Source organism: Streptomyces sp. CNX435, assembly GCF_059570575.1.
In genome coordinates, this window is sequence record NZ_JCANTA010000010.1 from 74,996 (window position 1) to 98,666 (window position 23,671).

The window sequence follows — 23,671 nt, forward strand, 5'->3', positions numbered from 1 at the left end:
ACGATCCGCCGCCCCCGACCCACGGAAAGGCAGCACATGCACTACTTCGAGGACTTCAGCCGCGGTGACGTCCACGACCTCGGCGAGGTGACCGTCACCGCCGAGGAGATCACCGAGTTCGGCAGGAATTACGACCCCCAGCCGTTCCACACCGACGCCGTAGCCGCCGCCGCGTCGCCCTTCGGCGGGCTCGTGGCCAGCGGCTGGCTCACGGCCTCGCTGTTCATGCGCCGTTACGTCGAGGCGCTCCTCAACAAAAGCGCCTGCGCCGGCTCGCCCGGAGTCGACGAGGTCCGCTACCACCGGCCCGTCCGCCCCGGCGAAACGCTCACCGCCAGGCTCACTGTCGAGGCGACCAGCCCCTCCCTGGGTCACCGCGACCGGGGCATCGTCCAGCCGCGCTGCGAATTCCTCGACCACGACGGCCGCCTGGTCTTCAGCATGATCCTGCACAGCATCTTCCTGCGCCGAGATGCCGCGACCGCCTCCTGACTTCCTTCACAGCAGAACCGGAATCACTACTGACGAGGGGAACCGCACCGTGGAAGCCGTCTCCTGCACCGCTCAATGGACCGCCGCAGCCCGCGCGGTGGAAAACGACCGCGACGACCGTCTGTTCGCCGACCCCTACGCCCGCACGCTGGCGGGTGACACCGGCTTCCGCCTCCTCAAGCGGTACGCCGGCGCCGGCACGATGCCCTTTCTGGCGATACGCACCAAGTACCTCGACGAGGCGGCGCTGAGGACGATCACCAAGGAGCCCGCACGCCAGGTCGTCTTCGTCGCCGCCGGCATGGACGCCCGTGCCTGGCGGCTGTCCTGGCCGGACGGCACCGTGGTGTACGAACTCGACCGGCCCGCCCTGCTGGCGGCCAAGCGGCGGCTGCTGGCCGAACACGCACGGGAGCCCGGGTGCGTGCGCCGCCCGGTCGGGGTCGACCTGGCCCGGGACTGGGCCGGCTCGCTGATCGAGGCCGGCTTCGACCCCGCCGAGCCCACCCTGTGGGTCATGGAGGGACTGCTGTTCTTCCTTCCGGAAGACGCCGTCAGGGGCCTGCTCTCCACTCTGCACCGGCTGTCCGGCCCGGGCAGCGTCCTGGCCGGCGACATGGCGAGCCGCGCCTCGCTCACCAACCCCCTGGCCCGCCGCTTCCTCTCCACGCTGCGCGAGGACGGGGCGCCGTGGCAGTTCGGCAGCGACGAGCCGGAGGAGTTCCTGCGCTCGTGCGGGTGGCGGGTACGGGAGTTGCGCCAGCCCGGCGAGGACGGGGCCTCGTTCGGCCGCTGGCCCTACCCCGTCGCGCCCCGCGCGATGCGGAACGTTCCGCGCTCGTTCCTCTTCACCGCCGAGCCCGCCGGCGAGTGATCCGCGGGGCGCGGAGCACGGCGCCGGGTGAAGGACCCCAAATTACGGAATCGTGAATTCCGGAATTCCCGTCCCGGAATACCGACCTCCGGAAATTGCCGCGCGGGGATATACCCTACCCCCGTAATGTATGGCTACAATGACGGGCGTAGCCGCCACAGGTGCGCCGACACATCTCCTGCGGATACAGGCTGACGAGACCTTCACCGTGCCCCGGCCCCAAGCACCCCCTCCCTCGGCGCATCCGCATGACCCGGCGCGTACGACACCGTCCCGACGTCCATCCGAGAGGCAGCTGCCGAAAGGGAAGAGGACCGTGACCACGAGCGCATCGCACGACTTCCACCAACTCGTCATCGGTGACGCGGCAACCGCTGTCCGTGCCCTGACCGTGGCCCTCGGCGAACGGCTCGGCTTATACGCGGCCCTTGCCGACTCCCGCCCCGTCACCGCCGCCGAGCTGGCCGAGCGCACCGGCATCCGGGAGATGTACGCGCGCGAATGGCTGCATGCCCAGGTCAGCGGGGGTTATGTGGAAACGGACCCGTCGGGACAGCGGTTCTGGCTGCCCGCCGAGCACGTCCCGGTCCTGGCCCGCCCCGACTCCGCCGTCTTCGCCGCTCCCTTCTTCTCCGCCCTCAAGGCCCTGTACGCGACCGAGGACGGGCTGGCCGCCGCCTACCGCGAGGGCGGCGGCGTCGGCTGGGACCAGCACGACGGCTCGCTCGACGACGGCCTCGGCCGCTTCTTCCTGCCGGGATACCGGGCCAATCTGGTGCGGCACTGGATTCCGGCACTGAAGGACGTGCCCGAAAGGCTCGACACGGGCGCCCGGGTGGCGGACGTCGGCTGCGGCGTGGGCTACGCCGTCATGCTGATGGCCGACGCCTTCCCCCGCTCAAGCTTCCACGGCTTCGACTACTCCGAGGAGGCGATCAGGCAGGCCCGCCGGGTGGCGGCCGACCGCCGGCTGCCGGAGAAGCAGGTGCGGTTCTCCACCGTGGCGGGCGACGGCTTCGGCGCCGGCCCGTACGATCTGATCACCTCGTTCAACGTCGTCCACGACGTCGGCGACCCCGAGGCGATGGCCCGGCACATCCGCTCCCAGCTCGCCGACGACGGCACCTGGATGATCGTCGAGCCCAACGCCGACCCCGACGTCAACAACAACGCCCATCCCGCCGGGCGCCTGTTCATGGCCCTCTCCGCCGTGATGTGCCTGCCGGCCGCGGCAGCCGACGACGGACCGCGTCCCCTGGGCAACCACGCCGGCGAGCAGACGCTGGAAGAGATCGCCCGCCAGGCGGGCTTCTCCCGTTGGCGGCGGGCCGACGCCACGCCCGTCAGCGCGGTTTACCAAGCGCGGCCCTGACGCGCCGGGCCCGGCCCGGCGCGTCAACGCGTACGCGGCAGCCGCCACCGGCCGCCGCGCCGTCCTCACCGTTTCCACCCACCGTACGCAGCCGCCGCGTGCCCGCGTCTCCGGCTCGTACGGCCACTCCCCACCCACCGGAGGTTCCGTGAGTGCAACCGCCATCGGCCAGAACGTACCCGACCGCTTCGTGGAGCTGCTCGGGAGGTTAGGCCGCAAGTCCGTCGAGGACTACTACAACCCGTACCGGATGTTCGACTGGGCGGACAGCCTGCCCGAGGACACCTACTGGATGACCCCGGAGCTGATCTCCGCGCACAGCACCGACGTGGCGGACGAGATCGGCGAGGACGGAATGAAGCGCCTGTCCCGCTGGGAGAGCGTGAACTTCTACAGCCTCAACGTGCACGGCATCCGCGAGCTGATCATCGAGGTCGTCAGGCGCATCCACATGCCGGGCTTCGAGGTGCCCTCGGACTTCTTCCACCACTTCATCGGCGAGGAGAACGAACACATGTGGTTCTTCGCCGAGTTCTGCCGCCGCTACGGGGGGAAGCTCTACTCCACGCCGTCGCTGAAGACGGACGCGGGCGACGACCCGGAGGTGGAGAACTTCCTGGTGTTCGCCCGCATCCTGCTGTTCGAGGAGATCGTCGATCACTTCAACATGCGGATGGCGAACGACACTTCCCTGCACGAGACCATCCGGCAGGTCAATCGCATCCACCACCACGACGAGTCGCGGCACATCGCCTTCGGCCGGGAGCTGGTGAGCCTGCTGTACGACCGGTTCCGCGAGCGGCTCGACGAGGGCCGGCTGCGGGAGATCGAGGCGTACCTCAAGCGCTACATCGTCTTCAGCCTGCGCTCCCTGTGCAACCCGTACGCCTACCGCGACGCCGGGCTGGCCCAGCCCACGGCCGTACGGAACCGCATCATCGACGCCCCCGCGCGCCGGACGGCGGAGCGGACGATCATTCGCAAGCCCATGTCCTTCCTCGTGAAGACCGGCATCTTCGCCGACGCCGAGCTGCCCACGGTCTGACCCTCGTCAGCGACAACCGGAAGGAAGGCACGATGACCCCTCTCACCACGCGACAGCCCGTCCCCGTCACCAACAACGGCGTGACCGCCCTCGAACCGGCCGCGACCACGCTGCTGCACCTGCTCGACCGGGGCTTCGAGTCCTGGGGCAGGCAAGCCGGGGCCCTTCCCATGATCGCGTCACCGCTGCTGCCGGTGGCCTGCCTGGCCGACCTGGACTACTACGACAACTTCCCCCACCAAGCGGTCGTCACCGCGCCGCTGAAGCTCACCGACGCCAAGGACTCCTACGCTCCGGCCGACGGGGCATTCGCCCCCGACACCCTGGAGTCGGCCCGGATGGCGCTGCCGTCGGCCGCCTGCTACGGCGTCTACCTGCACCTGGCCGGCCAGGAGATCGCCGCGCCACGGCGCATCACCGTACTGGGCCGGTGTTTCCGCCGCGAGGACCACTACCAGGACTTGCGCCGCATGCTGGGCTTCCACATGCGCGAGATCGTGGCCATCGGCACCTCGGAGTTCGCCGCGGAGCACCTGGGTGACTTCAGCGCCCACGTCGAGGCGTTCGCGGAGCGGCTCGACCTGCCGCTGCGCAAGGAGGCGGCCACCGACCCCTTCTACGACCGGGGCGGCTCCCGCGCGCTGCTGCAGGGGCTCGCCCCGGTCAAGCACGAGTTCCTGTACGAGGACCTGGCCATCGCTTCGGTCAACGTACACCGCAACTTCTTCGGCGAACGCTGCTCCATCACCCTCGCCGGCTCCGGGCAGCCGGTATTCACCAGCTGCGTGGCCTTCGGCCTGGAACGCTGGCTGTCCGCGCTGACCCGCCGCTTCGGCGGCTGGGACGAGGCGACCGAGGCGGTGGAGCGGGCCCTTGCCGACCACTGAGACCACACCCCCGCCACCCGCCGCGCACCTGGGCGACGTGGGCGTCGACATCGTGCTCGTCCAGCGGGTGCGCACGATGCTGGCCGACCACGGCGAGCGCGTTCTCAGCCGCATGCTCACCACCGCCGAGCTGGCGGACTGCCGCCGGGAAGACCGCCTGGACCTGCTTTCGGTGGCCGGCCGGCTGGCCGCCAAGGAAGCCGCGTTCAAGGCACTGGCCCTCTCGGACTCGGCGCTTCCCTGGCTGGGGATGGAGGTCCGCAAGTCCGCCTGCGGCCGCCCCTGCCTGCACCTCAGCGGCACCGGGCGGGTGCTGGCCGCCCGGATGGGTGTCAGCTCCGTGCGGATCAGCATCAGCCACGACGGTGAGTACGCCGTCGCCGTCGCGGCGGCGGCCTTCACCGCAGAGCCCCGACCCGACAGCACCGTCGCACATCCCGCCCCCGGAAGGTGAGGTACCCCATGGACACCGCCCTGCAGCAGCTCAAGGACTGGATACTCAAGCGGCACCCCGAGCATGAGGACATCCCCGCGGACCTCGACCTGATCGAGAACCGGCTCATCGACTCGCTGTCCTTCGTCGAATTCCTGTTCCTGCTGGAGGAGGTGAGCGGCCGCACCATCGACACGGACAACATCGACGTCGACGACTTCCGATGTCTGGGCACCATCGGGGAACGCTTCCTGACCCCGGCCGGCTGACCTCGCCGTCCGGCCCTGGCAGTGCCGGGCCGGACAGGACAGCTCCGTGGGCCCGCCGCCAGGTGCCCCCGCCCGTACGCGGCGGGCCCACGGTTCCCGGACACCCCGCCGCCGACAGCGCCGACCACCCCGGAGACCTCCGTGAGCATGCCTGACGACACTCCCCCGCACGACCGCCACCTGCCCCAGCGGTTGCTGCTCATTGAGCGGGACAGTCTGATCCCGCTGCTGCGGCGGGCGCCCGACGCGTGGTTCGGCCGGCCGACCGCCTGCCCCGGCTGGACGGTACGCGACGTCCTCGCGCACGCCGCCGCGGCACTCACCCGCATCGCCGAGGACCGGGTCCACGATTTCTCCCCCGAACGCAACCAGCAGGACGTCCTCGACCGGCAGAACCGCTCGATCGCGGAGATCGTCGACGAGCTGGAGAGGGGCTACACCACGGCGGGGCCGGCCATCGCCGCCGCCGACGGGCGGCTGGACGTCATCGCCCTCGGCGAGTGGGTGCACGCCGGCGACGTACGCGCGGCGTTCGGGATCGTGCCCGCCTATGCCGTCGACGGCACCGACGAGGCACTGGCCCTGCTCGCCGTCTGCAGCCGTGAGCGGGACACCCCCCTGCTCACCGCATCCCTGCCGGACCGCCGGGTGGAGCTGGGGAGGTGGCTTCCGGACCAGCGGGAGAAGGCCCGTCTGACCGCGGACACCGAAACCCTCCTGCGGCTGTACACGGGACGCCCGGTGGGAGACCGTCCGTACGCCCTCGCCGGCGCGGACCCGGCGGATCTGGTCATCTACAAGTAGCCGCCGTATCACCCTTCACCGCCCCTTCCCTCTATACCACCCTGGGGTATAGTGGCATCGCGCATCCATAAACACACTTTCCTGGCGTGGTCCGAGGCCACGGATGCGAGGTGCGGCCCCCGTGCCGCCGCGCTTTTTCGGGGCCCACCTTCCTCCCCCGGCGTACGCGGAGTGGAAGGCGAGAGAGCAGATGGTCAGTTACAGCAACCACCGGGAAGACGTCCTCAAACGACTGCGCCGGATCGAGGGTCAGATCCGCGGCCTGCAGCGGATGGTCGAGCAGGACGTCTACTGCATCGACGTCCTCACGCAGGTCGCGGCCACTACGCGCGCGCTGCAGTCCTTCGCGCTCCGCATGCTGGACGAGCACATGGCGACCTGCGTACGGGACGCCGTGGCGGGGGGCGGCGAAGAAGCCGGGTTCAAGCTGAAGGAAGCCAACGACGCGATCGCGCGCCTGCTGCGTTCCTGAACCGGCGGTCGCCCTCGCGACCACCTGACAATGCGCCGTCATACGCGGCCCGGCATATGCCGGTGCGCTCCGGACGGGTTTATCGATGACCGTGAGAGACGGGCATTGACCGAGCGTCTATGAATGGCGCTTTGTTTTTGACCGAAAAGGCGGCCGGCGGGCACGACATCGCACGCGCGGAGCCGATCACGCCGGCCGTACGGCCCGCGCCACGCGCCGAGCCTGCACGCCCCCGCCTGCCCCGCTCTCCGCCCGGCGGCGCCTCGTTCCGGACCGACCTCACCGCCTTCGGTCCCCAAGCTGGCCCTGGATACCTCTAGGGGGTATCTTACTCTGTAAACAGCATACCCCCCAGAGGTATAGGAGACTGCCATGTCAACGCCCGAAGCGCCTCCCAACCCACGGCGCTGGACAGCGCTCACGCTCATCGCCCTGGCACAGTTCATGGTGATCATGGACACGTCCATCATTGGCGTAGCGCTCCCCGAGATGCAGGTTGATCTGGGCTTCTCTCAGGAGAACCTGTCGTGGGTGTTCAACGCGTACGTCATCGCCTTCGGCGGGCTGCTCCTCCTCGGCGGACGTCTCTCCGACCTCTTCGGCGCCAAGCGGATCTTCATCCTCGGCTGGATCGTGCTGGCCGGGGGGTCCCTCGCCGCCGGCCTCGCCAACGAGGTATGGGTCGAGCTGACGGGCCGCGCCGCGCAGGGCGTGGGCGCCGCGCTCATCGCCCCCTCCGCCCTCACGCTGCTGATGATGCTCTTCGGCGCCAACCCGAAGGAGCTGACCAAGGCCCTCGCCCTGTACGGCGCCGCGGCGCCGGCCGGCGGCACCGCCGGCGTCTTCCTCGGCGGCGTCATCACCGAGTACGCCAGCTGGCCCTGGGTCTTCTACATCAACATCCCCATCGCCGTGATCGTGCTGGCGGCCGCCCCGGCCGTCATGCCCTCGGCCCCCGCCCGCCGGGGCTCCATCGACTTCGGCGGCGCGATCACCGTCACCGCGGGCCTGGCCACCAGCGTCTTCGCCATCGTCCGGGCGCCCGAGGTCGGCTGGGACTCCGGCGAGACCTGGCTCATCCTCCTGGCCGGCGTGGTGCTGCTCGCCGCCTTCGTCGCCATCCAGGCCAAGCGCCGCGAACCCCTGATGCGCCTGGGCATCTGGCGGGCCCCCAACCTGGCCGGGGCGAACATCGCGCAGCTGCTGATGGCCTCCGCGTGGATTCCGATGTGGTTCTTCCTCAACCTGTACCTGCAGCAGGTGCTGGGGCTGGGCGCGTTCGAGTCCGGGGCGGCCCTGCTGCCCATGACGGTGGCGATCATGATCATGATGATCGCCCTGGCACCCCGCCTGATCGCCCGGTTCGGGCCCAAGCCCCTGATCGTCACCGGCCTGCTGGCCCTCGCGGGCGGCATGCTGTGGCTGTCGTTCGCCCGCGCCGACGGCACCTTCGCGGCCGACGTCCTGCCCGCCTCCCTGCTGGCCGCTGTGGGCATGTCGCTGGCGTTCATCCCCTCGCTGGGCACCGCCCTGTCCAGCGCCCGCCCGGAGGAGGGCGGCCTGGCCTCGGGCATCGTCAACACCAGCTACCAGGTCGGCTCCGCGCTCGGCCTCGCCGTCATGACGGCCGTGGCCGCCGCGCACGGCTCCCGTGAACTCGGCAACCCCGTTGCCCTCACCGACGGGTTTTCCGCCGCGTTCCTTGGCGCCGCCGGACTGGCCGTCGTGGGCGCCCTCGCCTCGCTGGTCACGCTGCGGACCCCGCCCGCGGCGGAGCCGCAGCCGGCCAAGGAGCCGAGCGCCAGCGCGGACGCCGTCTGAGCGCACGCAGAGAACAGCCATCTGACCGGGGCCCGGCCCCTGTCAGATGGCTGTTGCGCGCCGTGCGCCGCTAGGGCCTGCCGTTTGGATCTTGTCGGATGAGGGAGCGGCGTCATGTGCTGTGCATCGCAAGGCGGAGGAGGGAGTCGACGCGGAGCGTCGGCGACCGACGACAACGCCGCGAGGTGCAGTGCAGGGCGTCGCGAGCCCGGCAAAGATCCGAACGACAGGCCCTAGGACCAACCAACCCCCTACGGCCCCGGGGACCCCTGCGCCGCCCGCCCTGCGGGCGAACGACGCGTGATTGACGACAGGCCTACGGCAGCCGCCTTACGACGGGTCCTTGCGGCGGACGGCGGCGCGGGAGGGGGCGAAGACGAGAGCGACGACGATGCCGACCGCGGCGACGCCGACCGCCGTGGCCATCGAAGGGCCCATGCCGTCGACGAACGCCCGGCGGGCGGCGTCCGCGAAGGCGGCCCCGGCGTCGCCGGGCAGCTGCCCGGCGACCGTGAGCGCCGAGCCGAGCGACTCCTGTGCGGACTCGAACGCCTCGGGCGGCACGGCGGCGCTCTGCGGGTCCCCGGCGAGGTCGCTGCGGTAGCGGTCGGAGAGCAGGCTGCCGCCGACCGCTACGCCGAGTGCCGCGCCGAGCTGCAGCGAGGCGCTGTTGGTGGCCGAGCCGACGCCGAGATCCGCGTCCGGCAGCGAGCCGACGATCGCGTCGCTGGTGGCCGTGATGACGATCCCGGCGCCCGCGCCCAGCAGCACCATCGCCACCAGCACCCGGCCGTATCCGTCGTCGGCGCTCGCGGTGCCGAGTACCGCGGACGCGCCGAGCAGCAGGGCGAGGCCGGTCGCCGATGCCGTACGCAGTCCAACGCGCGGCGTCAGCGTGCCTGCCAGCGGCGAGGCGATCAGCAGGGCGAGGGCCGCCGGGCCCAGCCCCAGCCCGGTCTCCCAGGCGCTGTAGCCGAGGACGAACTGCAGGTACTGCACGACGACGAAGAGCGTGCCGATGAGCGCGAACCCGCCCGCCAGGATGAGCACGTCACCGGCCGCGAGGGCCCGCTGCCGGAAGATCCGCAACGGCAGCATCGGGGCGTCGGTGCTCCGCTGCCGGGCGACGAAGGAGACGAGGAGCAGCACGCCCGCCGTGAAGGCGGTCAGTACGGCGGCACTCGTCCAGCCGCGGTGCGGTCCCTCGATCACCGCCCACAACACGCCGGCGAGGGCCGTCACGGAGAGCAGGGCGCTCAGGACGTCCAGCCGCCGCACCTCCTGGGAGCGTGAGTTGGGCACGAGGAACGCGGCCGCGACCAGGCCGGCTATCCCGATCGGGAGGTTGATGAGGAACACCGCCCCCCACCAGAAGTTGTTCAGCAGCCAGCCGCCGACCATCGGCCCGATCACGGTCCCCACGCCGACCGCCGCCGACCAGATCCCGATCGCCTTGGTGCGCTCGGCGCCGCGGGGGAAGACGTTCCCGATGACCGCCAGCGTCGCGGGGATGATCAGCGCCTCCCCGACCCCCATCGCCGCCCGCGCCGCGATCAGCGCGTTCACCGACTGCGCGTAGGCGGCGCCGACGGAGGCCGCCGTGAACAGCGCCAGGCCGGCCATGAACATCCACTTGCGGCCCAGCCGGTCCGCGAGGCTCCCGCAGAACAGCACCAGGCTGCCGGCCATCAGCAGGTAGCTGTCGACGATCCACTGCAACTCGCTGGTGGACGCGTCCAGTTCGCTGACCAGGGTCGGCAGGGCGACGTTCAGCACGGTGGTGTCGAGACCCGTCAGCAGCAGGCTCACGCTCAGCACGGCAAGGGTGAGCCATCGCCTGCCGCCGCCTGGCGGAGCGCCGGAGTCCGACGGCGCCGTGACCGGACCAGTAAATGAGGACACGAGTTCCCTCCCGGGGCAGTGACGGGTGACAGCCCGAAGCTATACCTCAGGGGGGTATAAGTGAAGGAGTCGGAGGAGAACCTCCCGGCTTGCGGCGAATACGGTCGGGGGGTATAAGAGAAAGTCGGCCCATCGATACCCGCCAGGGGTATGATGCACATGGCCTACCCGGGAGGAATCTCATGTCCAACTGCTGTACGCCCGACGGAAGTTGCTCGACGAGCGCGGCGAGCACCACGACCGACGTGGCAGACGCGCTCACCACCGTCTACGAGGTCACCGGAATGACGTGCAGCCACTGCGAGAGCAGCGTCACCAAGGCGGTCGGCGACCTTCGAGGCATCCTGGGCGTGAACGTCGACGTCACGTCGGGCCGCGTCAGCGTCACCACCGACGGGGAGCCCGACGACACCGAGGTCTCCAAGGCGATCCACGAGGCGGGATACCAGGTCACGGGCCGGGCCGTCTGACGTCTCCCACCGTGTCGGCCGGGCCCCCTCCAGGCGGGCCCGGCACCCGGTAACATACCCTCATGGGGTATATGAAACCGGCCGTGGAACAGAACTTCGCGCAGTTACTGCACGAGCGGGCGATTCACTCGCCCGACGCCGTCGCCTACCGGTTCGTCGCTCCCGACGAGTCGGCCGACGAGATCACCTACGCCGAACTGGACACACGGGCGCGGGCGGTCGCGGCCAGGATCACCGCCGCCACCGGCGGGCGTCCCGACCCGGCGCTCCTGCTCTTCGCGCCGGGCCTGGACTACCTCGCGGGGCTGTTCGGATGCTTCTACGCAGGCGTGCCCGCGGTGCCCGCCTTCCCGCCCGACCCGACGCGCCTGGCGCGTACGATGCCCAGGCTCGCGGCCATCGTCGACGACTCGGGCGCGGACGTGGTGCTGACCACCTCGGACATCGCGCCGTTCCTGACGGACCTGCTCGGGAAGGCGCTCGCCGGCCGCACTCCCCGGCTGCTCGCGACCGACGAGATCGGGAACGGCGGCGACGGCGACGGCGTGCCGCCGCCGTCCCGGCCCGGCCCGCCGGCGCTGCTGCAGTACACCTCGGGTTCGACGTCGCTTCCGCGCGGCGTGACCCTCACCCACGCCCACCTGATGAGCAACTGTGCGGACATCGCGCGCGGGTTCGGCATACACGAGGACAGCTCGGCGGGTCTCTGGCTGCCTCCCTACCACGACATGGGCCTGATAGGCGGCATCCTCACCCCGCTGTACTCCGGCATTCCGATGACGCTGATGTCGCCGATGACGTTCCTGCGCCGCCCGCCGTCGTGGCTGCGCATGCTCACCCGCTACCGCCCGACGATCACCGGCGCCCCGAACTTCGCCTACGACCTGTGTGTACGCCGCGCAACGGACGCCGACGTCGACGGGCTCGACCTGACCAGCGTCGAACTCACCTTCACCGGCGCCGAGCCGGTCCGCCCCGAGACGATCGAGCGCTTCGTCGAGCGCTTCGGGCCGTGCGGATTCCGGACCGCGTCGTTCTACCCGTGCTACGGGCTCGCCGAAGCGACTCTGTTCGTCACCGGCAGGCCGCCGGGCGCCTGGCGCTCGGTGTCCGTCGAGCGCGACGCACTCGAAATCCACGGCACCGCCCGGCCTGCCGATCCGGCCGATCCGGCCGGGCCCGCACGGTCGCTGGTGAGCTGCGGCGTCCCCGGCCCGGACACCCGGCTGCTGATCGTCGACCCGGCCACCTGCGCACCGCTGGACGACGGCGCGCTCGGCGAGGTCTGGATCGACAACCCGAGCGTCGCCGAGGGCTACTGGCGGCGCCCGGACGAGTCCCTCGCCACGTTCGGCGCGACGACCGCGGCCGGGGACGGCCCGTACCTGCGCACCGGGGACCTCGGGTTCGTCCTGGACGGCGAGCTGTTCATCGCGGGGCGGCTGAAGGATCTGATCGTCCTCAACGGGCGCAACTACCACCCGGTCGACATCGAGCGGGCCTGCGAGGCATCCGTCGCCGGCATCCGCCGCAACTGCGGCGCCGCGTTCGCGGTCGAGGACGACGAGGGAGCCGCCGAGCGGCTGGTGCTGGTCTACGAGTCCGACCACGACGGCGAGGAGCAGCACCGGGCGGCGATCGACGGCATCCGGCGGAGCGTGTCCGGCGAGCTGAGCGTGCCGCCGCACACCGTGGTCCTGGTGCGGCCGCGCACGATTCCCAAGACGTCGAGCGGCAAGGTGCAGCGGTGGCTGGCCCGCCGGCAGTATCTCGCCGACGAGCTTGAGGAACTCGCCCGCTGGCAGACGGTCCGCTGAGGCCCGCACATGCGGCACCGAACCACCTTGCTCTATACCCCTAGGGGGTATAGATTTGGGGGAGACAGGCCGGGCGCCCGGCCTGTCTCCCCCCGGTGGCGGGCAACGGCCCCCGCCCGCCACCGTCTCCCACACGGAGAAGACGCTGAACGGACCGGGGCCGCCGACGTCCCGGCGGCACCCGGTTCCGATACGGGTGCCGCCGGAGACTTCGGGCGGCTACGGCCGCCGTGCCGCGATCAACCGGATGCCGAGCGCCGAGTCCTCCCACGCCGCCCGCACCGGTCCCAGCCCCGCCGCCCGCAGCACGTCCTCGACCTCGCCGTCCGCCCACGCCGTGCCGCCGGTGAGCGCCAGCTCCAGGTGGGCCGCCGCGGCGCCGAGCGGGCGCTTCGGAACGAGCGGGCACGGGAGCAGGAGCCAGCCGCCGGGGAGTAGCGCCGGCACGGCGTCCGCGACGGCTCGTCGCAGCTCGGCGGGGGTCAGCCCGGCCGCGGGCAGCCAGGCGAGCGCGAGCCGGTCGCCCGCCTCGAAACCCGGACCGCCGTCGCTCCGCACCCGTACCGCCCCGGCAACGGACATGTCCGCCGCCACCTGCTCCGCCGCCGCCGGCTCCGGCTCCAGTGCGACCACGGGCACGCCGGGGATCTCCCGCGCCAACGCGGCGGCGGACCGGCCGCCGTCACCGGCCGCGCAGCCGATGCCCCCACGGGCCAACAGGTCCGGCAGCCCTTCGAGCCGGCCGGGCAGGGAGTTGGTCAGCACGTCCGCCAGAGCTGCCGCCTCGCCGGCGCATCCGGCCACCAGCTCACGCCCCGCCGCCGGCGTACCGGTACGCAGCCGGGCGCCGCCGGCCAGCGCACGGCGCAGCCGGGCGGCGAACGCCGCGGCGAGCGGGCCGCCGCCGAGCACCGGGTCCAGGGCCGGGTCGGCGGCGTACCGGCCGTCGCCGTCCCTGCGTACCAACGAGGCCCCCACCAGGGTCTCCAGAAGGCCCCGGACGAGGTCCTCGGGCAGGGAGCCGGCGGCCTCCTTCACCGAGCACGGTTCCTGCAGCCGGGCGAGCAGGCCGGTCTCCTGGGCCACGGCACACGCCAGCAGGCCCCACGCGCCCGCGGCCACGTCGGCGAGCGGCCCTTCGAACAGGCCCGCGGGCCCCTGCGGCATCGTGTCGGGCGCGTGTCCCGACCGGACGGCGGTCACCAGGGCGTGGGCGCGGTCCAGCAGCGCGGCCAGCTCGCCGCGCCGGCCGGGCGCCTCGGCGCCGAGCCCGGCCGCCGACACCACCTCGCGGACCGCGCCGGCGAGTTCCCCGGCACCGTCCCGCCCGAGGGCGTCGGCGGCGTGCAGCGTCCACCAGGCGTCGGCGAGCCTCGCGACGGAGCGCTGGGCGGCCTCCTCGCGTACCCGCGCACCCTCCAGCCCGACGATCACCCGCTGTCCCAGCTGGATCTGCAGCAGCTCCTGGGAGCCCTGGCCGCCGATCATCCCCAGCACGTCCCGCATGAACCGCTCCCACGGGAACGCGCTGACGTAGCCCTCGCCGCCCTGGAGGTTCAGCACCAGCTCGCCGATGCGCAGCGCGCACTCCGCCGTGTGGTGCTTGGCGACGGTCGCCAGTTCGTCGAAGTACGGGTCGCGGCCGGCCTCGCGGGTGCTGTCCAGCGCCCGGTAGACGCTCGCCCGGGACGCTTCGAGCAGCAGCCGCATCTCGCCGACGGAGCGCTCCACGTTGGGGTGGTCGAGTACGCGCCGCCCGCTGCGCCGGCGCGTGGACAGCGACTCCACGCAGCTCTCGATCACGCTCTCCAGCACGCCCACCAGGGCGGACGCCGTGGACGTCCGGCGGCCGCGCGCGTAGGCGTTGAGCTCGCTGAGCGCGTCCGCACGCCGCACCAGCCGCCACTGCGGCAGCCGCACGTCGTGCAGGACGACCTGGGCCAGGCCCATGGTGCGCAGGCCCATGGTCTGCAGCGGCAGCACGGCGACACCCGGGTCGTCCCGCTCGACCACGAACGCGAGCACGTCGTTGGACGCCTCGTCGCGCAGGAGTATGACGCCCAGGTCGGCGAACCGGGCACCGGTGACGAAGGGCTTGGTGCCGTTCAGCACCCACTCGTCGCCGTCGAGGCGCGCGGTGGACTCGTAGTCGTAGGGGTCCCGGCTCTCGTAGGTGGCGAGCGTCGCGAAGCTCCGGCCGGCGACCAGCTCCGGAACGTAGCGTTCGATCAGCTCCCGCCGGCCGCTGGACAGGATCATCTCGGTGATCGCGACGGTGGTGTCGATCAGCGACGGAAAGCCGGGATCGCGCGAGAGGCTGGCCAGTTCCTCGACCACCGCGCCCCACGCGAACTTGCTCCTTCCGGCGCCGCCGACCTCGACCGGCAGCGAGAACCCGATCAGCCCGACGTCCCCGGCCCGCTCGATGACGCTGTTGTCGATCAGCCGGCCCTCCCGTTCGCGGACGTGCGAGCCCGGGTTGACGTCCTCCCGGATGAGCCCGCCGAACCGGCGCCGGGCCTCGCGCCGGATCCGTGCGATCTCTGCCTCCAGCGTGCGGTGCCCGGGTACGGCGGTGTTCATCGCGTCCGCCGCCTGCGCTCGTGGCGTCGTCATGCCCCGGCCTCCTCGGCGCCTGCCGCCGCCGTCTCGTTCTGCATCACGCGTACCAGGTCCTCCAGTGTCTCCTCGCCGAGGAAGCGTTCGAGGGGGATGACGGCGCCGGTGCGGTCCTCGATCTCCGCGGACAACTGGGCCGCCGTGAGCGAGTCGATGCCGACCTCGCCGAGCGGCCGGTCGGCCGCGATCTCCTGCTCGTCGATGCCGAGCAGCTCCCCGATCAGCGACAGAAGCCACGCGCCGTCGGGCTGGGTGGTGGAGCTTGCGGTGGTGATGACGTCCTCCTAGGTTCGGGCGGGCGAGGGCTTCCGGTACTGCCGCGCGAGCCGCAGCGGTACGAGGGAGAGCGCCCGGTCGTCGTCGTCCAGCTCCTCCAGGCGGCGTACCAGCCGGTCCTCGCCCGCCCGGTCGGGCCCGGCCGGGCGGCCGAGCCGCTCCACGACGCGGCGCAACGCGACCGAGACCCACGCCCGGTCGGCCGCCAGGCCGCCGAACGCGTCCCGGCGCCGGAGCCAGGTGTGCAGACAACAGGCGCCCGCGTGGACCAGGCAGTGGCGGCGCGCCGCCTCGTACGTCTCGGGCGTCCGCTGCGTGCCGAGCCTGCGGAAGGTCTCCCGCGTCTCGTTGCGGGCGGTGCGCAGCGTGCGTGCGAGCGCGGCGAGTTCGCGGTCGTCGGCCACCGCCTCGACCGCGTCGTCGAGGAGGTCGGTCACCTCGTCGGTGCCGCCGTAGGTGATCGACGGCCGCTGGTCACGCGGCGCGGGCGAGGACACCGGTTCGCCGAATCCGAACAGCAGCGACAGGGGGAACCCGGCGTGCGCCCCGCTCCCCGCGCGCCGCCGCACGCCGCTGGCGAGCTGGGCGCGGATCGTGTCGAGCTGGACCAGCTGGGTGCCCTCGAACACGGGGGTGATCGCGATGTCGCGCACCACCTTCTGGAAGGCGCCGTCCGCAACGCCCTCGCGCAGGTACGCGCGGGCGCTCAGTACCTCGCCGCAGGCGTTCACGGCGTCCACGCAGAGCGCCGGCACCGTGTACTTCGCCACGGCGGACCACAGGGCCATCCGCTGCCGGGCGACGTCGAGCGCGCGGGCGGCGGCCAGTTCGGTGCACTCGGCGACGAGCACGTCGGCGAAGGCGCGGGCCAGCAGCGAGCGCACCGGCGGCAGCGTCAGCGCGGAGGTTCCGTACAGCACCCGCGTCCGCGCATGGCGCAGCGCGATCCGCAGCGCCGTGTCGGCCGCGCCGAGGCTGGTCCCGCCGACCATCGTCCGGGTGAACTGCAGCATTCCGGACATCATTTCGACGCCGCGCCCGGGCCGCCCGAGCACGGCGCCCGGGCCGACCCGGCAGTCGTCGAGGACGAAGCCGCTCAGGTCGTGGCCGCGCAGGCCGTGGGTGGCTATCTTCGGCAGCCGCTCCACCCCCGCGCCGCCGAGGGCGGCGAAGTCGACGAGGAACAGCCCGAAGGACGGCTCGGATGCGGCCAGCACGGTGGCGAAGGACGACCGCCCGCCGTTGCCCACCATCCACTTCTTCCCGTCCAGTACGAATCCGCCCGTGGTCGGGGTGGCGCGGGTGCGGGTGGCCAGCAGGTCGCTGCCCGCCGCCTCCTCGCTGATGCCGGCAGTGCCCCAGGCGCGGTCCAGCGTCAGCTCGGCGACCCGGCGCCGCTGCTCGTCGTCGCCCCAGATCCAGACGGGCATCGCGGCGAGGAGCGTCGACCCGAGACCGACCGAGACCGCCAGGTCACGCCGGGACACCGCGCGTACCGCGCCCAGCAGCGCCTCGAACGAGGTGAGCCGGCCGCCCTCGGCGGCGGGCACGATGTGTTCGTGCAGGCCCGCCGCCCAGGCGGCCTCGTACGCCGCGGTGGGCTCCGCCTCGCGCTCGTCCGCGCGTACGCCGCCCGCGAACGACATGCCGGTGCCCGGGTCGAACGGGCAGCCGAGCGACTGCTCGAACTCCGCCCCCACGTCGAATGTGGCGAGTAACGGGCTTTCCACACCGGTCATATGCGCTCCACTATGATCGCGTGCGGCCCGCCGCCGTCGTCGTCGGCGAGCCCGAGTTCATGGACGAACGCGAGGTCGGCACCGAGGCGGTAGGCGGAGGTGCGGACCTGACACAGGTCCCACAGCTGGCCGGCCCGCAGCCACGTCGCGTCGATCCGGCGCACGCCGTCGGCCAGCGCGCGGCGCAGCTCCGGCACCGCCCGTCCGTGCCGGCGCACGTACTCCTCCCGCGCGCCGCCGGCGAAGCCGAGGGACTCGGCCCAGTACCACTGGTCGGCCACCTCGCAGTGGTGGCGGTGGACGCGGAACGCCGTCAGGTCCCCCGCGTCGGTCCCGCCCGCTGCCGCCAGCCGTTCACCGTCCCGCGCGAACGCGGCGCGCACCGCAGGCACCCGGGACCGGTACGGCGAGCGCTCGATCTCGTCGTCGTGGAACTCCGCGACCAGCCAGTCCGGCAGGCACGTCGGCGTACCGGAGAGCGCCAGGTCCCCGCTGAGCCGCAGCGGCACCGACGCGGCGCGCGTCCGCACCGCGACGCCGGCCGGGCCGGAGATCGTCGTCTCCACCTCCAGTTGCGACGAACGCGGTCCGCGCACCCGCGCCCGGACCTCGACGACCGCCTCGTCGGCGTCGGCGAACCGCAGCGGCTTCTCGTACTCCAACTGCCATGCCCACAGCACGAACCCGATGCCGTGCTCGGACACGAGCGTGCGGTGGCTGCCGACGTGGTCGCGCATCCAGCGGGTGCCGGCCTGGAAGCCGAGGCGTCCGACGGCGGTGGTCTGGAGGTGCGTGGGGGTGAAGAGACCCGCGTCGAGCACGACCTCGTAGGTGGAAGTGCGCGCCATCGGGACTAGCCCCCGGATATCGCGGTGACGATGTCCACCCGGTCGTCCTCGGCGGCACCCAGGTCCAGCTCACGCGCCGAGAGCCGCTCGCCGTTGAGGGCGATCAGATGCGTCGCGCGCACGTTCCCGTCGCGGTCCAGCAGGACCTCGCCGAGGTCGGGGTAGCGCTCGGTCAGCGCGGTAAGGCCGTCGCGGACCGTGCTGCCGACGATCTCGATGTCGTTCTCGTAGTTGGTGAATCGGAGCAGGACGCCCCTGACCTTGACGATCATCGCCCGGTCCCCTTCGTTCGCTGATGTGGTCGTGTCGCTGACGCGCTGTGTCACGCTGCCGGGGGAAGTCCGGTCGGGGCCCGTATGTGGCGGAGGGACGTGTGACCGGACTCAGGGGGAGGGGCCGGACCCCGGACACGCTCCGGGGCTCGAACCCGGGCGGGGGTTGATCCGCGCCCGAGCCCTCTGAGCCCTCCGGTCGTGCCGGTCACGCAACTGCCGTCGGGAGTACAGCAGGACGACATGTACTTCCTCCCGGGGAGGGTGTAGGTCCGGACCCGAAGTAATACCCCGGAAGGGTATGGCTGAATGTATACCCCTACCCCCTAGGGGCTTGCAACCCGTTTGCGGCACCCGCCGCCGTGCCGGGGCGGCCCGGTCCGCGACGAACTCGCCGGCAGGCGACGGCTCTACACCCTTCACCGAGTAGATCGCCTGCTCCATGCGCCGACGGGCTGCCAAGCGCGCCGGCTTCATCGACATCAGCGCCGACACCATCGGCGCCACAGCCGGGCCGGGCCGAGCCCGGCCAAGACCGTCCCCTCGGCCCGTACTCCCACGCCCTGACGCCGCTGCCCGCCCACCGCGCGCTCAGGGGCGGTCATCGGCGCCCTCATTGCCCGCGGTGTCGTGGTCCGCCGGGCGCGGATTGTCTCGGAGCCGGTCAGCGACTACATCCGGTTCGAGCACGCGCTGACCGCCGGCAACGTGGCCGCCGGGGAGGACGTCCGGTGGCTGCCGCGTCGGCGTGCCTCGGATCTGGCGCTGCCCGGGAACGACTTCTGGCTCTTCGGCGACCAGCTCGTGGTGTTCCTCTACTTCGACGGGGACGGCGAGCTGGCACCCGGCGGGGACGAGGAGGTGCGCACGGAGCCGGCGGTGGTGAAGTTGTGCGCCGCCGCGTTCGAGGCCGTGTGGGAGCGGGCCGTACCGCACGCCGAGTACCGGCTCATCTGACCCGCGTTGTCGTCGCCGTCGTCCAGTGTCCAGCAGGCCCGCCAGGCCTTGGGCCAGCGCCTGCGTGAGATCCGCAAGGATGCGGGGATCACCGCGCGGGAGCTGGCCCGGCGGGCGGGCTGGCACGAGTCGAAGTGCTCGCGTCTGGAGCACGGCAGGACGCCGCCCTCGGATGCCGACATCCGGGCGTGGACGCTGCACTGCGACGCCGTCGGGCAGGCCGACGACCTCATCGCGACCGCCCGCGGCATCGACGGCATGTACGTCGAGTGGCGCCGCATGGAGCGGGCGGGGCTGAAGCGGGCGCAGCAGTCGGTGGCGCCCCTGTTCGAGCGCACCCACCGCTTTCGCATGTACCAGTCCTGGGTCGTTCCCGGGCTGCTGCAGACCCCCGCCTGCACCACCGCCATCCTGCGCACCGTCGCCGAGCTGCGCGACATGCCGGACGACGTCGCCGACGCCGTCGCGGTGCGCATGGAGCGGCAGCGCGTGCTGCACACCGGCGTCCGTCGCTTCGCGGTGCTGGTCGAGGAGTGGGTGTTGCGCACGGTCATCGGCGATGCCGAGGTGATGGCCGGGCAGTTGGGGCACCTGATCGCCGTCGGCACACTGCCCGCGGTGAGCCTGGGCGTGATCCCGCTCGGGGCGGTTCGGGGCATCGGCTGGCCTGTGGAGTCGTTCACCATGTACGACGACGTGCAGGTCAACGTCGAACTGGTCTCGGCGCACCTGACCGTCACCCAGCCCCGGGAGATCGAGGAGTACGCGCAGTCGTTCGCGAACCTGGCGCAGATCGCCGTCTACGGCGCGCGGGCGCGGACGCTGATCACCTCCGCGATTGACGCTCTCGGGTGAACCCATGCAAGTTCGTAGAAGTTCGTTGAGGCACCTCTGACGGGGTTCCTACCTTCCTGGGCATGGCCGCCCAAGCAGACGCGCCGTCGGCGCCCGAACGTCCGTTGCTGACCCTGCGCGTGTCCCGCGACAGCGGGCGAACCTGGGGGCGCGCGAGGAAGTATTACGCCCGCGACTGTCTGCCGCCCCTCCTCAACAGCGTCATGCCACCGTGCGAGTGCCCGCGCTGCCGCGGACGGGGGGAGACCCGGTGACCGCCCCCGTGCGGCGGAGCTACCCCTCACCGCCGGTGGTCCTTCCCGTCCGCGACGGCAAGGAGGCGCAACCCTCCCTCGGCTGCGAGAGATGCGTCCAGCTCGCCGAGGGCCGCCGGGCCGCACGCAACCGCGGCGACTACTCGGCGGCCACCGACTGTTCCGTGCTCATCCGTCGGCACCCCCACCACTGAACTCCCGCCCCCTGGTCGTTTGGACACGGCGGTCAAGGGGGCGGGATCCCTCGGCCCGGTTGAATGCGCTCTGGCCCGGTCGAATGGGGGTAAATCGGAGCCGGGGAGGCGGAGGATGGGACTTGTGCCTCCAGCCGATACTCAACAGAAAGTAGAGGGATCACATCAGGGGGATTGGCGTCCACTTCACCAAGGCCACCGCCAGGGCGAAGTCAAGGAGCAGATGCAGCAGTCCCATGCGGGAAGTGTCCTCCCCGGCACGGCGGGCCGGCAAGAGTACGCCTACTCACCCCTCGGCCCGTATACCCGCGCCCTGACGCCGCTGCCCGCCTACCGCGCGCTCAGGGGCGGTCATCGGCACCCTCATTGCCCGCGGCGTCCTGGCCACCCGACGCCCGCCGCCGGTACGGCGGACGGACGGGCGCGGACAGAGGGCGGCCCCGGGAGCCTGCATCCACGCGGTTCGGCCGGGATACCGATCTCCACGGGCCCCGGCAACGGATCGGGGCCAGGTCAGACGCGTTCTGACCTGGCCCGGAAGAGTAGGCCGCGTGGGACTCGAACCCACAACCAACGGATTAAAAGTCCGGTGCTCTGCCAATTGAGCTAGCGGCCCGCCCGGCCAGCATAGCCCGGACCTGCATGTGCTCCCGAGCGGATATCCGTCGGCGGCGGGGCGTGGCGCCGTGGGCGTGGGTGGGCCCCCTCCCCGTGGTGTGGGGGGAGGGGGCCCGGTGGGGTTTCGGGTGGTCAGCCCTTGCGGTTGTTGCGGTCCTGGCGCTTCCAACGGGGCTTGTCCGTGCGGCGGTCGTCGGAGGTGCGGCGGTCGTGGCCGTACGGGCGGCCGTCGCGGCGGTCGCGGCCGGCGGGGCGGTCGCCGCCGAAGCGGGAGCGGTCGGTGTCGCGGCGCTCGTACGGGCGGCGGTCGTCGCGGTCGTACGGGCGGGCGGCGCCGCGGTCGTCGCGGCGGGGGTAGGAGCGGGTGCCGCGGTTGTACGGGCGGGTGCCGCGGTCGTCGCGGCGGGGGTTGTCGCGGCGGTCGTACGAGCGGGGCTCGCGGGTGCCGTACGTGCGGTCGTCCCGGCGGTCGTCCCGGCGGTCGTCCCGGCGGTCGTCCCGGCGGTCGGCGCGGTAGTCGCGGGTCTCCCGGCCGTCCCGGGCGTCCCGGTTGTCGCGGCGGTCCGCACGATAGTCACGGTCGCGGTCGCGGTCGCGGTCGTTGCGGCGCGCGTCGCCCGACCGGTCGAAGTCGCGGAAGCGCTGCTCCCTGCGGTCGTGCCGCGGCGCCGCGCGGTTGTACGGGCGGTCGCCGCGGTCCTGGTAGTCCTGGCGGTCCGTACCCTCGGGCCCGGGCTCCTCCGGCCGGGACTGCGGCTCCGGCTGCGTGCCCTCCGCCGCCGGCGGCGCCGGTTCCGGCGGCACGCCCGCCCGCGTGGCCAGCCGCGTCGCCTCCGCGCGCAGCTCCACCGCGTGCTTGCGGGCCCGCTCCAGCTGGGCCTCCAGCTGGAGCACGTCCCGCTCCGCCGCCGTCGCCGCCTGGGCCGCCGACTCCGCCTGCACCTCGTCGATCGACCGGGCGCCCGTGATCCGCGCCACGTCCGGGTCGAACGCGCCGCGCCCGCTGATGATGTGCCGCGAGGCGTCCACCGCCGCGTCCTCCAGCAGCCGGAAGACCGTCCGGCGCTGGTGCGGCAGGGCGAGGGAGACGACGGTGCCGGACTCGCCGGCGCGGGCCGTGCGGCCCGCACGGTGCAGGTAGTCCTTGTGGTCGCCGGCCGGGTCGACGTTCAGCACCAGGTCGATGCCGTCGACGTGGATGCCGCGCGCCGCGACGTCCGTCGCCACCAGCGCGTGCACCCGGCCGTCCTTGAAGTCCGCCAGCGTGTGCGTCCGCGCGCCCTGCGTCATGCCGCCGTGCAGCGCGGCGGCGCGTACGCCGGTCTCGCGCAGCTGGTCGGCGACGCGGTCGGCGCCCAGCTGGGTGCGTACGAAGACGATGGTGCGGCCCTTGCGCGCCGCGATGGCGGCCGTGACCGGCGCCTTGTCCCGCGGCTTCACGACGAGCACGTGGTGGCTCATCGTCGTCACGGCGCCCGCCGACGGGTCCACCTCGTGGCTGACGGGGTCGACGAGGTAGCGCTCGACGAGCGTGCCGACGCCTTTGTCCAACGTCGCGGAGAACAGCATCCGCTGCCCGCCCGGCGGCACCTGGTCGAGCAGCTCGGTGACCTCGGGCAGGAAGCCCAGGTCGGCCATCTGGTCGGCCTCGTCGAGCACGGTGATCTGCACCCGGTCCAGGGAGCACGCGCCGCGGTCGATGACGTCGCGCAGCCGGCCGGGGGTGGCGACGAGCACGTCGACGCCGCGCTCCAGCGCGCCGATCTGGCGGCCCATGGACGTACCGCCGCAGACGACCTTCATCGACAGCCGCAACACGTCGCCGTACGGCTGCAGCGCGTCGGCGACCTGCATCGCCAGCTCGCGCGTCGGGGTGAGGATCAGGCCGCGGGGGCGCTTGGGGTCGGTGTGGCCGCCGGCGAGGGTCGTAAGCAGCGGCAGGCCGAACGACAGGGTCTTGCCGGAGCCGGTACGGCCGCGGCCGAGGACGTCGCGGCCGGCGAGGGCGTCCGGGATGGTGGCGGCCTGGATCGGGAACGGGGTGGTGACGCCGTAGTCCGCGAGCTTGGCCACGACCCCGCGGGGCAGGCCGAGTTCGCCGAACGTCGGCGCGGCGGGAGCGGTGGTGTCGGCCGTGGCCTCGGGGTTCTCGGGGTTCTCGGGCGTCTCCGCCTCGTCGAGGGCAGGGTCGAGCACAGGGGTTTCAGACATGAACGAGCAAAAGCCTTCCGCAGTCGTCGGCACGTGCCACGACTCCGCGGCAATTCACACCGACCGCCTCTTGCGGTCTGCCACGGCAGGGAAGGGAACGCGCCACACACGGCGCGCTTCGGTGGGGCGCCGGGCAAATGGGATCAAACGATCTACCAGAGTACGCACCC

General features: G+C 72.3%; 21 protein-coding genes, 1 tRNA gene and 1 pseudogene. 15 read left to right on the forward strand and 8 right to left on the reverse strand.

Annotation, left to right across the window (positions count from 1 at the left end):
* Nucleotides 1-3 precede the first annotated feature (3 nt).
* The 10 genes from T328_RS18245 to T328_RS18290 all read left to right on the forward strand — a co-directional run bounded on the left by T328_RS18245 (nucleotide 4) and on the right by T328_RS18290 (nucleotide 8,469).
* Nucleotides 4-492, forward strand: a complete 489-nt coding sequence (locus tag T328_RS18245) for a MaoC family dehydratase (RefSeq protein ID WP_496497287.1) — start codon at nucleotides 4-6, stop codon at nucleotides 490-492.
* A gap of 49 nt (nucleotides 493-541) precedes the next feature.
* Nucleotides 542-1,366, forward strand: coding sequence for a class I SAM-dependent methyltransferase (locus T328_RS18250; RefSeq protein WP_496497139.1), 825 nt, complete (start codon nucleotides 542-544; stop codon nucleotides 1,364-1,366).
* A 316-nt stretch (nucleotides 1,367-1,682) separates the two neighbouring features.
* Nucleotides 1,683-2,738, forward strand: coding sequence for a methyltransferase domain-containing protein (locus T328_RS18255; RefSeq protein WP_496497140.1), 1,056 nt, complete (start codon nucleotides 1,683-1,685; stop codon nucleotides 2,736-2,738).
* Between the two features lie 148 nt (nucleotides 2,739-2,886).
* Nucleotides 2,887-3,783: a diiron oxygenase gene (locus T328_RS18260; RefSeq protein ID WP_496497141.1), complete on the forward strand. Its 897-nt coding sequence runs from the start codon at nucleotides 2,887-2,889 to the stop codon at nucleotides 3,781-3,783.
* A gap of 32 nt (nucleotides 3,784-3,815) precedes the next feature.
* Complete coding sequence (locus tag T328_RS18265; protein WP_496497142.1) at nucleotides 3,816-4,670, forward strand: class-II aminoacyl-tRNA synthetase family protein; 855 nt, start codon at nucleotides 3,816-3,818, stop codon at nucleotides 4,668-4,670.
* Complete coding sequence (acpS, locus tag T328_RS18270; RefSeq protein WP_496497143.1) at nucleotides 4,657-5,124, forward strand: holo-ACP synthase; 468 nt, start codon at nucleotides 4,657-4,659, stop codon at nucleotides 5,122-5,124. Before T328_RS18265 ends, acpS begins: the two co-directional genes overlap by 14 nt.
* A gap of 8 nt (nucleotides 5,125-5,132) precedes the next feature.
* Nucleotides 5,133-5,372 carry an acyl carrier protein gene (locus tag T328_RS18275; protein ID WP_496497144.1) on the forward strand — a complete coding sequence of 80 codons (240 nt, stop codon included), beginning with the start codon at nucleotides 5,133-5,135 and terminating at the stop codon, nucleotides 5,370-5,372.
* 147 nt (nucleotides 5,373-5,519) lie between these two features.
* On the forward strand, nucleotides 5,520-6,176 hold the full coding sequence (locus T328_RS18280) for a maleylpyruvate isomerase family mycothiol-dependent enzyme (RefSeq protein ID WP_496497288.1): 657 nt from the start codon (nucleotides 5,520-5,522) through the stop codon (nucleotides 6,174-6,176).
* Nucleotides 6,177-6,366: 190 nt separating this feature from the next.
* Complete coding sequence (locus T328_RS18285; protein WP_496497145.1) at nucleotides 6,367-6,648, forward strand: metal-sensitive transcriptional regulator; 282 nt, start codon at nucleotides 6,367-6,369, stop codon at nucleotides 6,646-6,648.
* 372 nt (nucleotides 6,649-7,020) lie between these two features.
* Nucleotides 7,021-8,469, forward strand: a complete 1,449-nt coding sequence (locus tag T328_RS18290) for an MFS transporter (protein ID WP_496497146.1) — start codon at nucleotides 7,021-7,023, stop codon at nucleotides 8,467-8,469.
* A 330-nt stretch (nucleotides 8,470-8,799) separates the two neighbouring features.
* Here the strand turns inward: T328_RS18290 and T328_RS18295 are convergent, their stop codons facing one another.
* Complete coding sequence (locus T328_RS18295; protein WP_496497147.1) at nucleotides 8,800-10,371, reverse strand: DHA2 family efflux MFS transporter permease subunit; 1,572 nt, start codon at nucleotides 10,369-10,371, stop codon at nucleotides 8,800-8,802.
* 182 nt (nucleotides 10,372-10,553) lie between these two features.
* Here T328_RS18295 and T328_RS18300 point away from each other — a divergent pair, with 182 nt between their 5' ends.
* Nucleotides 10,554-10,841, forward strand: coding sequence for a heavy-metal-associated domain-containing protein (locus T328_RS18300; RefSeq protein WP_496497148.1), 288 nt, complete (start codon nucleotides 10,554-10,556; stop codon nucleotides 10,839-10,841).
* Between the two features lie 62 nt (nucleotides 10,842-10,903).
* A complete protein-coding gene (locus tag T328_RS18305) occupies nucleotides 10,904-12,658 on the forward strand; it encodes a fatty acyl-AMP ligase (RefSeq protein WP_496497149.1) in 1,755 nt (584 codons plus the stop codon).
* A 219-nt stretch (nucleotides 12,659-12,877) separates the two neighbouring features.
* On the opposite strand, the gene T328_RS18310 is transcribed toward T328_RS18305, so the two are convergent.
* From T328_RS18310 to T328_RS18330, 5 genes are read right to left on the reverse strand one after another with little or no spacing between them, the layout of a single operon-like run.
* Complete coding sequence (locus tag T328_RS18310) at nucleotides 12,878-15,274, reverse strand: acyl-CoA dehydrogenase family protein (protein WP_496497150.1); 2,397 nt, start codon at nucleotides 15,272-15,274, stop codon at nucleotides 12,878-12,880.
* Nucleotides 15,271-15,552, reverse strand: coding sequence for an acyl carrier protein (locus T328_RS18315; RefSeq protein WP_496497289.1), 282 nt, complete (start codon nucleotides 15,550-15,552; stop codon nucleotides 15,271-15,273). The genes T328_RS18310 and T328_RS18315 overlap by 4 nt, the downstream gene beginning before the upstream one ends.
* 9 nt (nucleotides 15,553-15,561) lie before the next feature.
* Nucleotides 15,562-17,292 (reverse strand): acyl-CoA dehydrogenase family protein, encoded by a 1,731-nt coding sequence (locus tag T328_RS18320; protein WP_496497151.1) that lies wholly within the window; start codon nucleotides 17,290-17,292, stop codon nucleotides 15,562-15,564.
* A complete protein-coding gene (locus T328_RS18325; RefSeq protein WP_496497152.1) occupies nucleotides 17,289-18,140 on the reverse strand; it encodes an acyl-CoA thioesterase family protein in 852 nt (283 codons plus the stop codon). Before T328_RS18325 ends, T328_RS18320 begins: the two co-directional genes overlap by 4 nt.
* Nucleotides 18,141-18,145: 5 nt before the next feature.
* Nucleotides 18,146-18,412 carry a MoaD/ThiS family protein gene (locus tag T328_RS18330; RefSeq protein ID WP_496497153.1) on the reverse strand — a complete coding sequence of 89 codons (267 nt, stop codon included), beginning with the start codon at nucleotides 18,410-18,412 and terminating at the stop codon, nucleotides 18,146-18,148.
* A gap of 615 nt (nucleotides 18,413-19,027) precedes the next feature.
* On the opposite strand from T328_RS18330, the pseudogene T328_RS18335 reads away from it, so the two are divergent.
* The 3 genes and pseudogenes from T328_RS18335 to T328_RS18345 all read left to right on the forward strand — a co-directional run.
* A pseudogene (locus T328_RS18335) lies at nucleotides 19,028-19,369 on the forward strand (DUF6879 family protein); the annotation flags it as partial.
* Between the two features lie 48 nt (nucleotides 19,370-19,417).
* The gene (locus T328_RS18340) at nucleotides 19,418-20,224 is read left to right on the forward strand and encodes a helix-turn-helix domain-containing protein (RefSeq protein WP_496497154.1); all 807 of its coding nucleotides are present in this window, start codon (nucleotides 19,418-19,420) and stop codon (nucleotides 20,222-20,224) included.
* A 250-nt stretch (nucleotides 20,225-20,474) separates the two neighbouring features.
* The gene (locus T328_RS18345; RefSeq protein ID WP_496497155.1) at nucleotides 20,475-20,672 is read left to right on the forward strand and encodes a hypothetical protein; all 198 of its coding nucleotides are present in this window, start codon (nucleotides 20,475-20,477) and stop codon (nucleotides 20,670-20,672) included.
* Between the two features lie 543 nt (nucleotides 20,673-21,215).
* Here the strand turns inward: T328_RS18345 and T328_RS18350 are convergent.
* Together T328_RS18350 and T328_RS18355 are read right to left on the reverse strand one after the other, a co-directional pair.
* Nucleotides 21,216-21,288, reverse strand: a tRNA-Lys gene (locus tag T328_RS18350).
* Between the two features lie 134 nt (nucleotides 21,289-21,422).
* Nucleotides 21,423-23,501, reverse strand: coding sequence for a DEAD/DEAH box helicase (locus T328_RS18355; RefSeq protein ID WP_496497156.1), 2,079 nt, complete (start codon nucleotides 23,499-23,501; stop codon nucleotides 21,423-21,425).
* Between the last annotated feature and the right edge of the window lie 170 nt (nucleotides 23,502-23,671).

What these genes read in the sequence shown, in the direction of transcription:
- T328_RS18300 (WP_496497148.1), top strand. Translation starts at nt 10,554, where the DNA reads ATGTCCAACTGCTGTACGCCCGACGGAAGTTGCTCGACGAGCGCGGCG.
- T328_RS18305 (WP_496497149.1), top strand. Translation starts at nt 10,904, where the DNA reads ATGGGGTATATGAAACCGGCCGTGGAACAGAACTTCGCGCAGTTACTG.
- T328_RS18275 (WP_496497144.1), top strand. Translation starts at nt 5,133, where the DNA reads ATGGACACCGCCCTGCAGCAGCTCAAGGACTGGATACTCAAGCGGCAC.
- T328_RS18290 (WP_496497146.1), top strand. Translation starts at nt 7,021, where the DNA reads ATGTCAACGCCCGAAGCGCCTCCCAACCCACGGCGCTGGACAGCGCTC.
- T328_RS18265 (WP_496497142.1), top strand. Translation starts at nt 3,816, where the DNA reads ATGACCCCTCTCACCACGCGACAGCCCGTCCCCGTCACCAACAACGGC.
- T328_RS18310 (WP_496497150.1), bottom strand. Translation starts at nt 15,274, where the DNA reads ATGACGACGCCACGAGCGCAGGCGGCGGACGCGATGAACACCGCCGTA.
- T328_RS18280 (WP_496497288.1), top strand. Translation starts at nt 5,520, where the DNA reads ATGCCTGACGACACTCCCCCGCACGACCGCCACCTGCCCCAGCGGTTG.
- T328_RS18355 (WP_496497156.1), bottom strand. Translation starts at nt 23,501, where the DNA reads ATGTCTGAAACCCCTGTGCTCGACCCTGCCCTCGACGAGGCGGAGACG.
- T328_RS18330 (WP_496497153.1), bottom strand. Translation starts at nt 18,412, where the DNA reads ATGATCGTCAAGGTCAGGGGCGTCCTGCTCCGATTCACCAACTACGAG.
- T328_RS18285 (WP_496497145.1), top strand. Translation starts at nt 6,367, where the DNA reads ATGGTCAGTTACAGCAACCACCGGGAAGACGTCCTCAAACGACTGCGC.
- T328_RS18325 (WP_496497152.1), bottom strand. Translation starts at nt 18,140, where the DNA reads ATGGCGCGCACTTCCACCTACGAGGTCGTGCTCGACGCGGGTCTCTTC.
- T328_RS18320 (WP_496497151.1), bottom strand. Translation starts at nt 17,292, where the DNA reads ATGACCGGTGTGGAAAGCCCGTTACTCGCCACATTCGACGTGGGGGCG.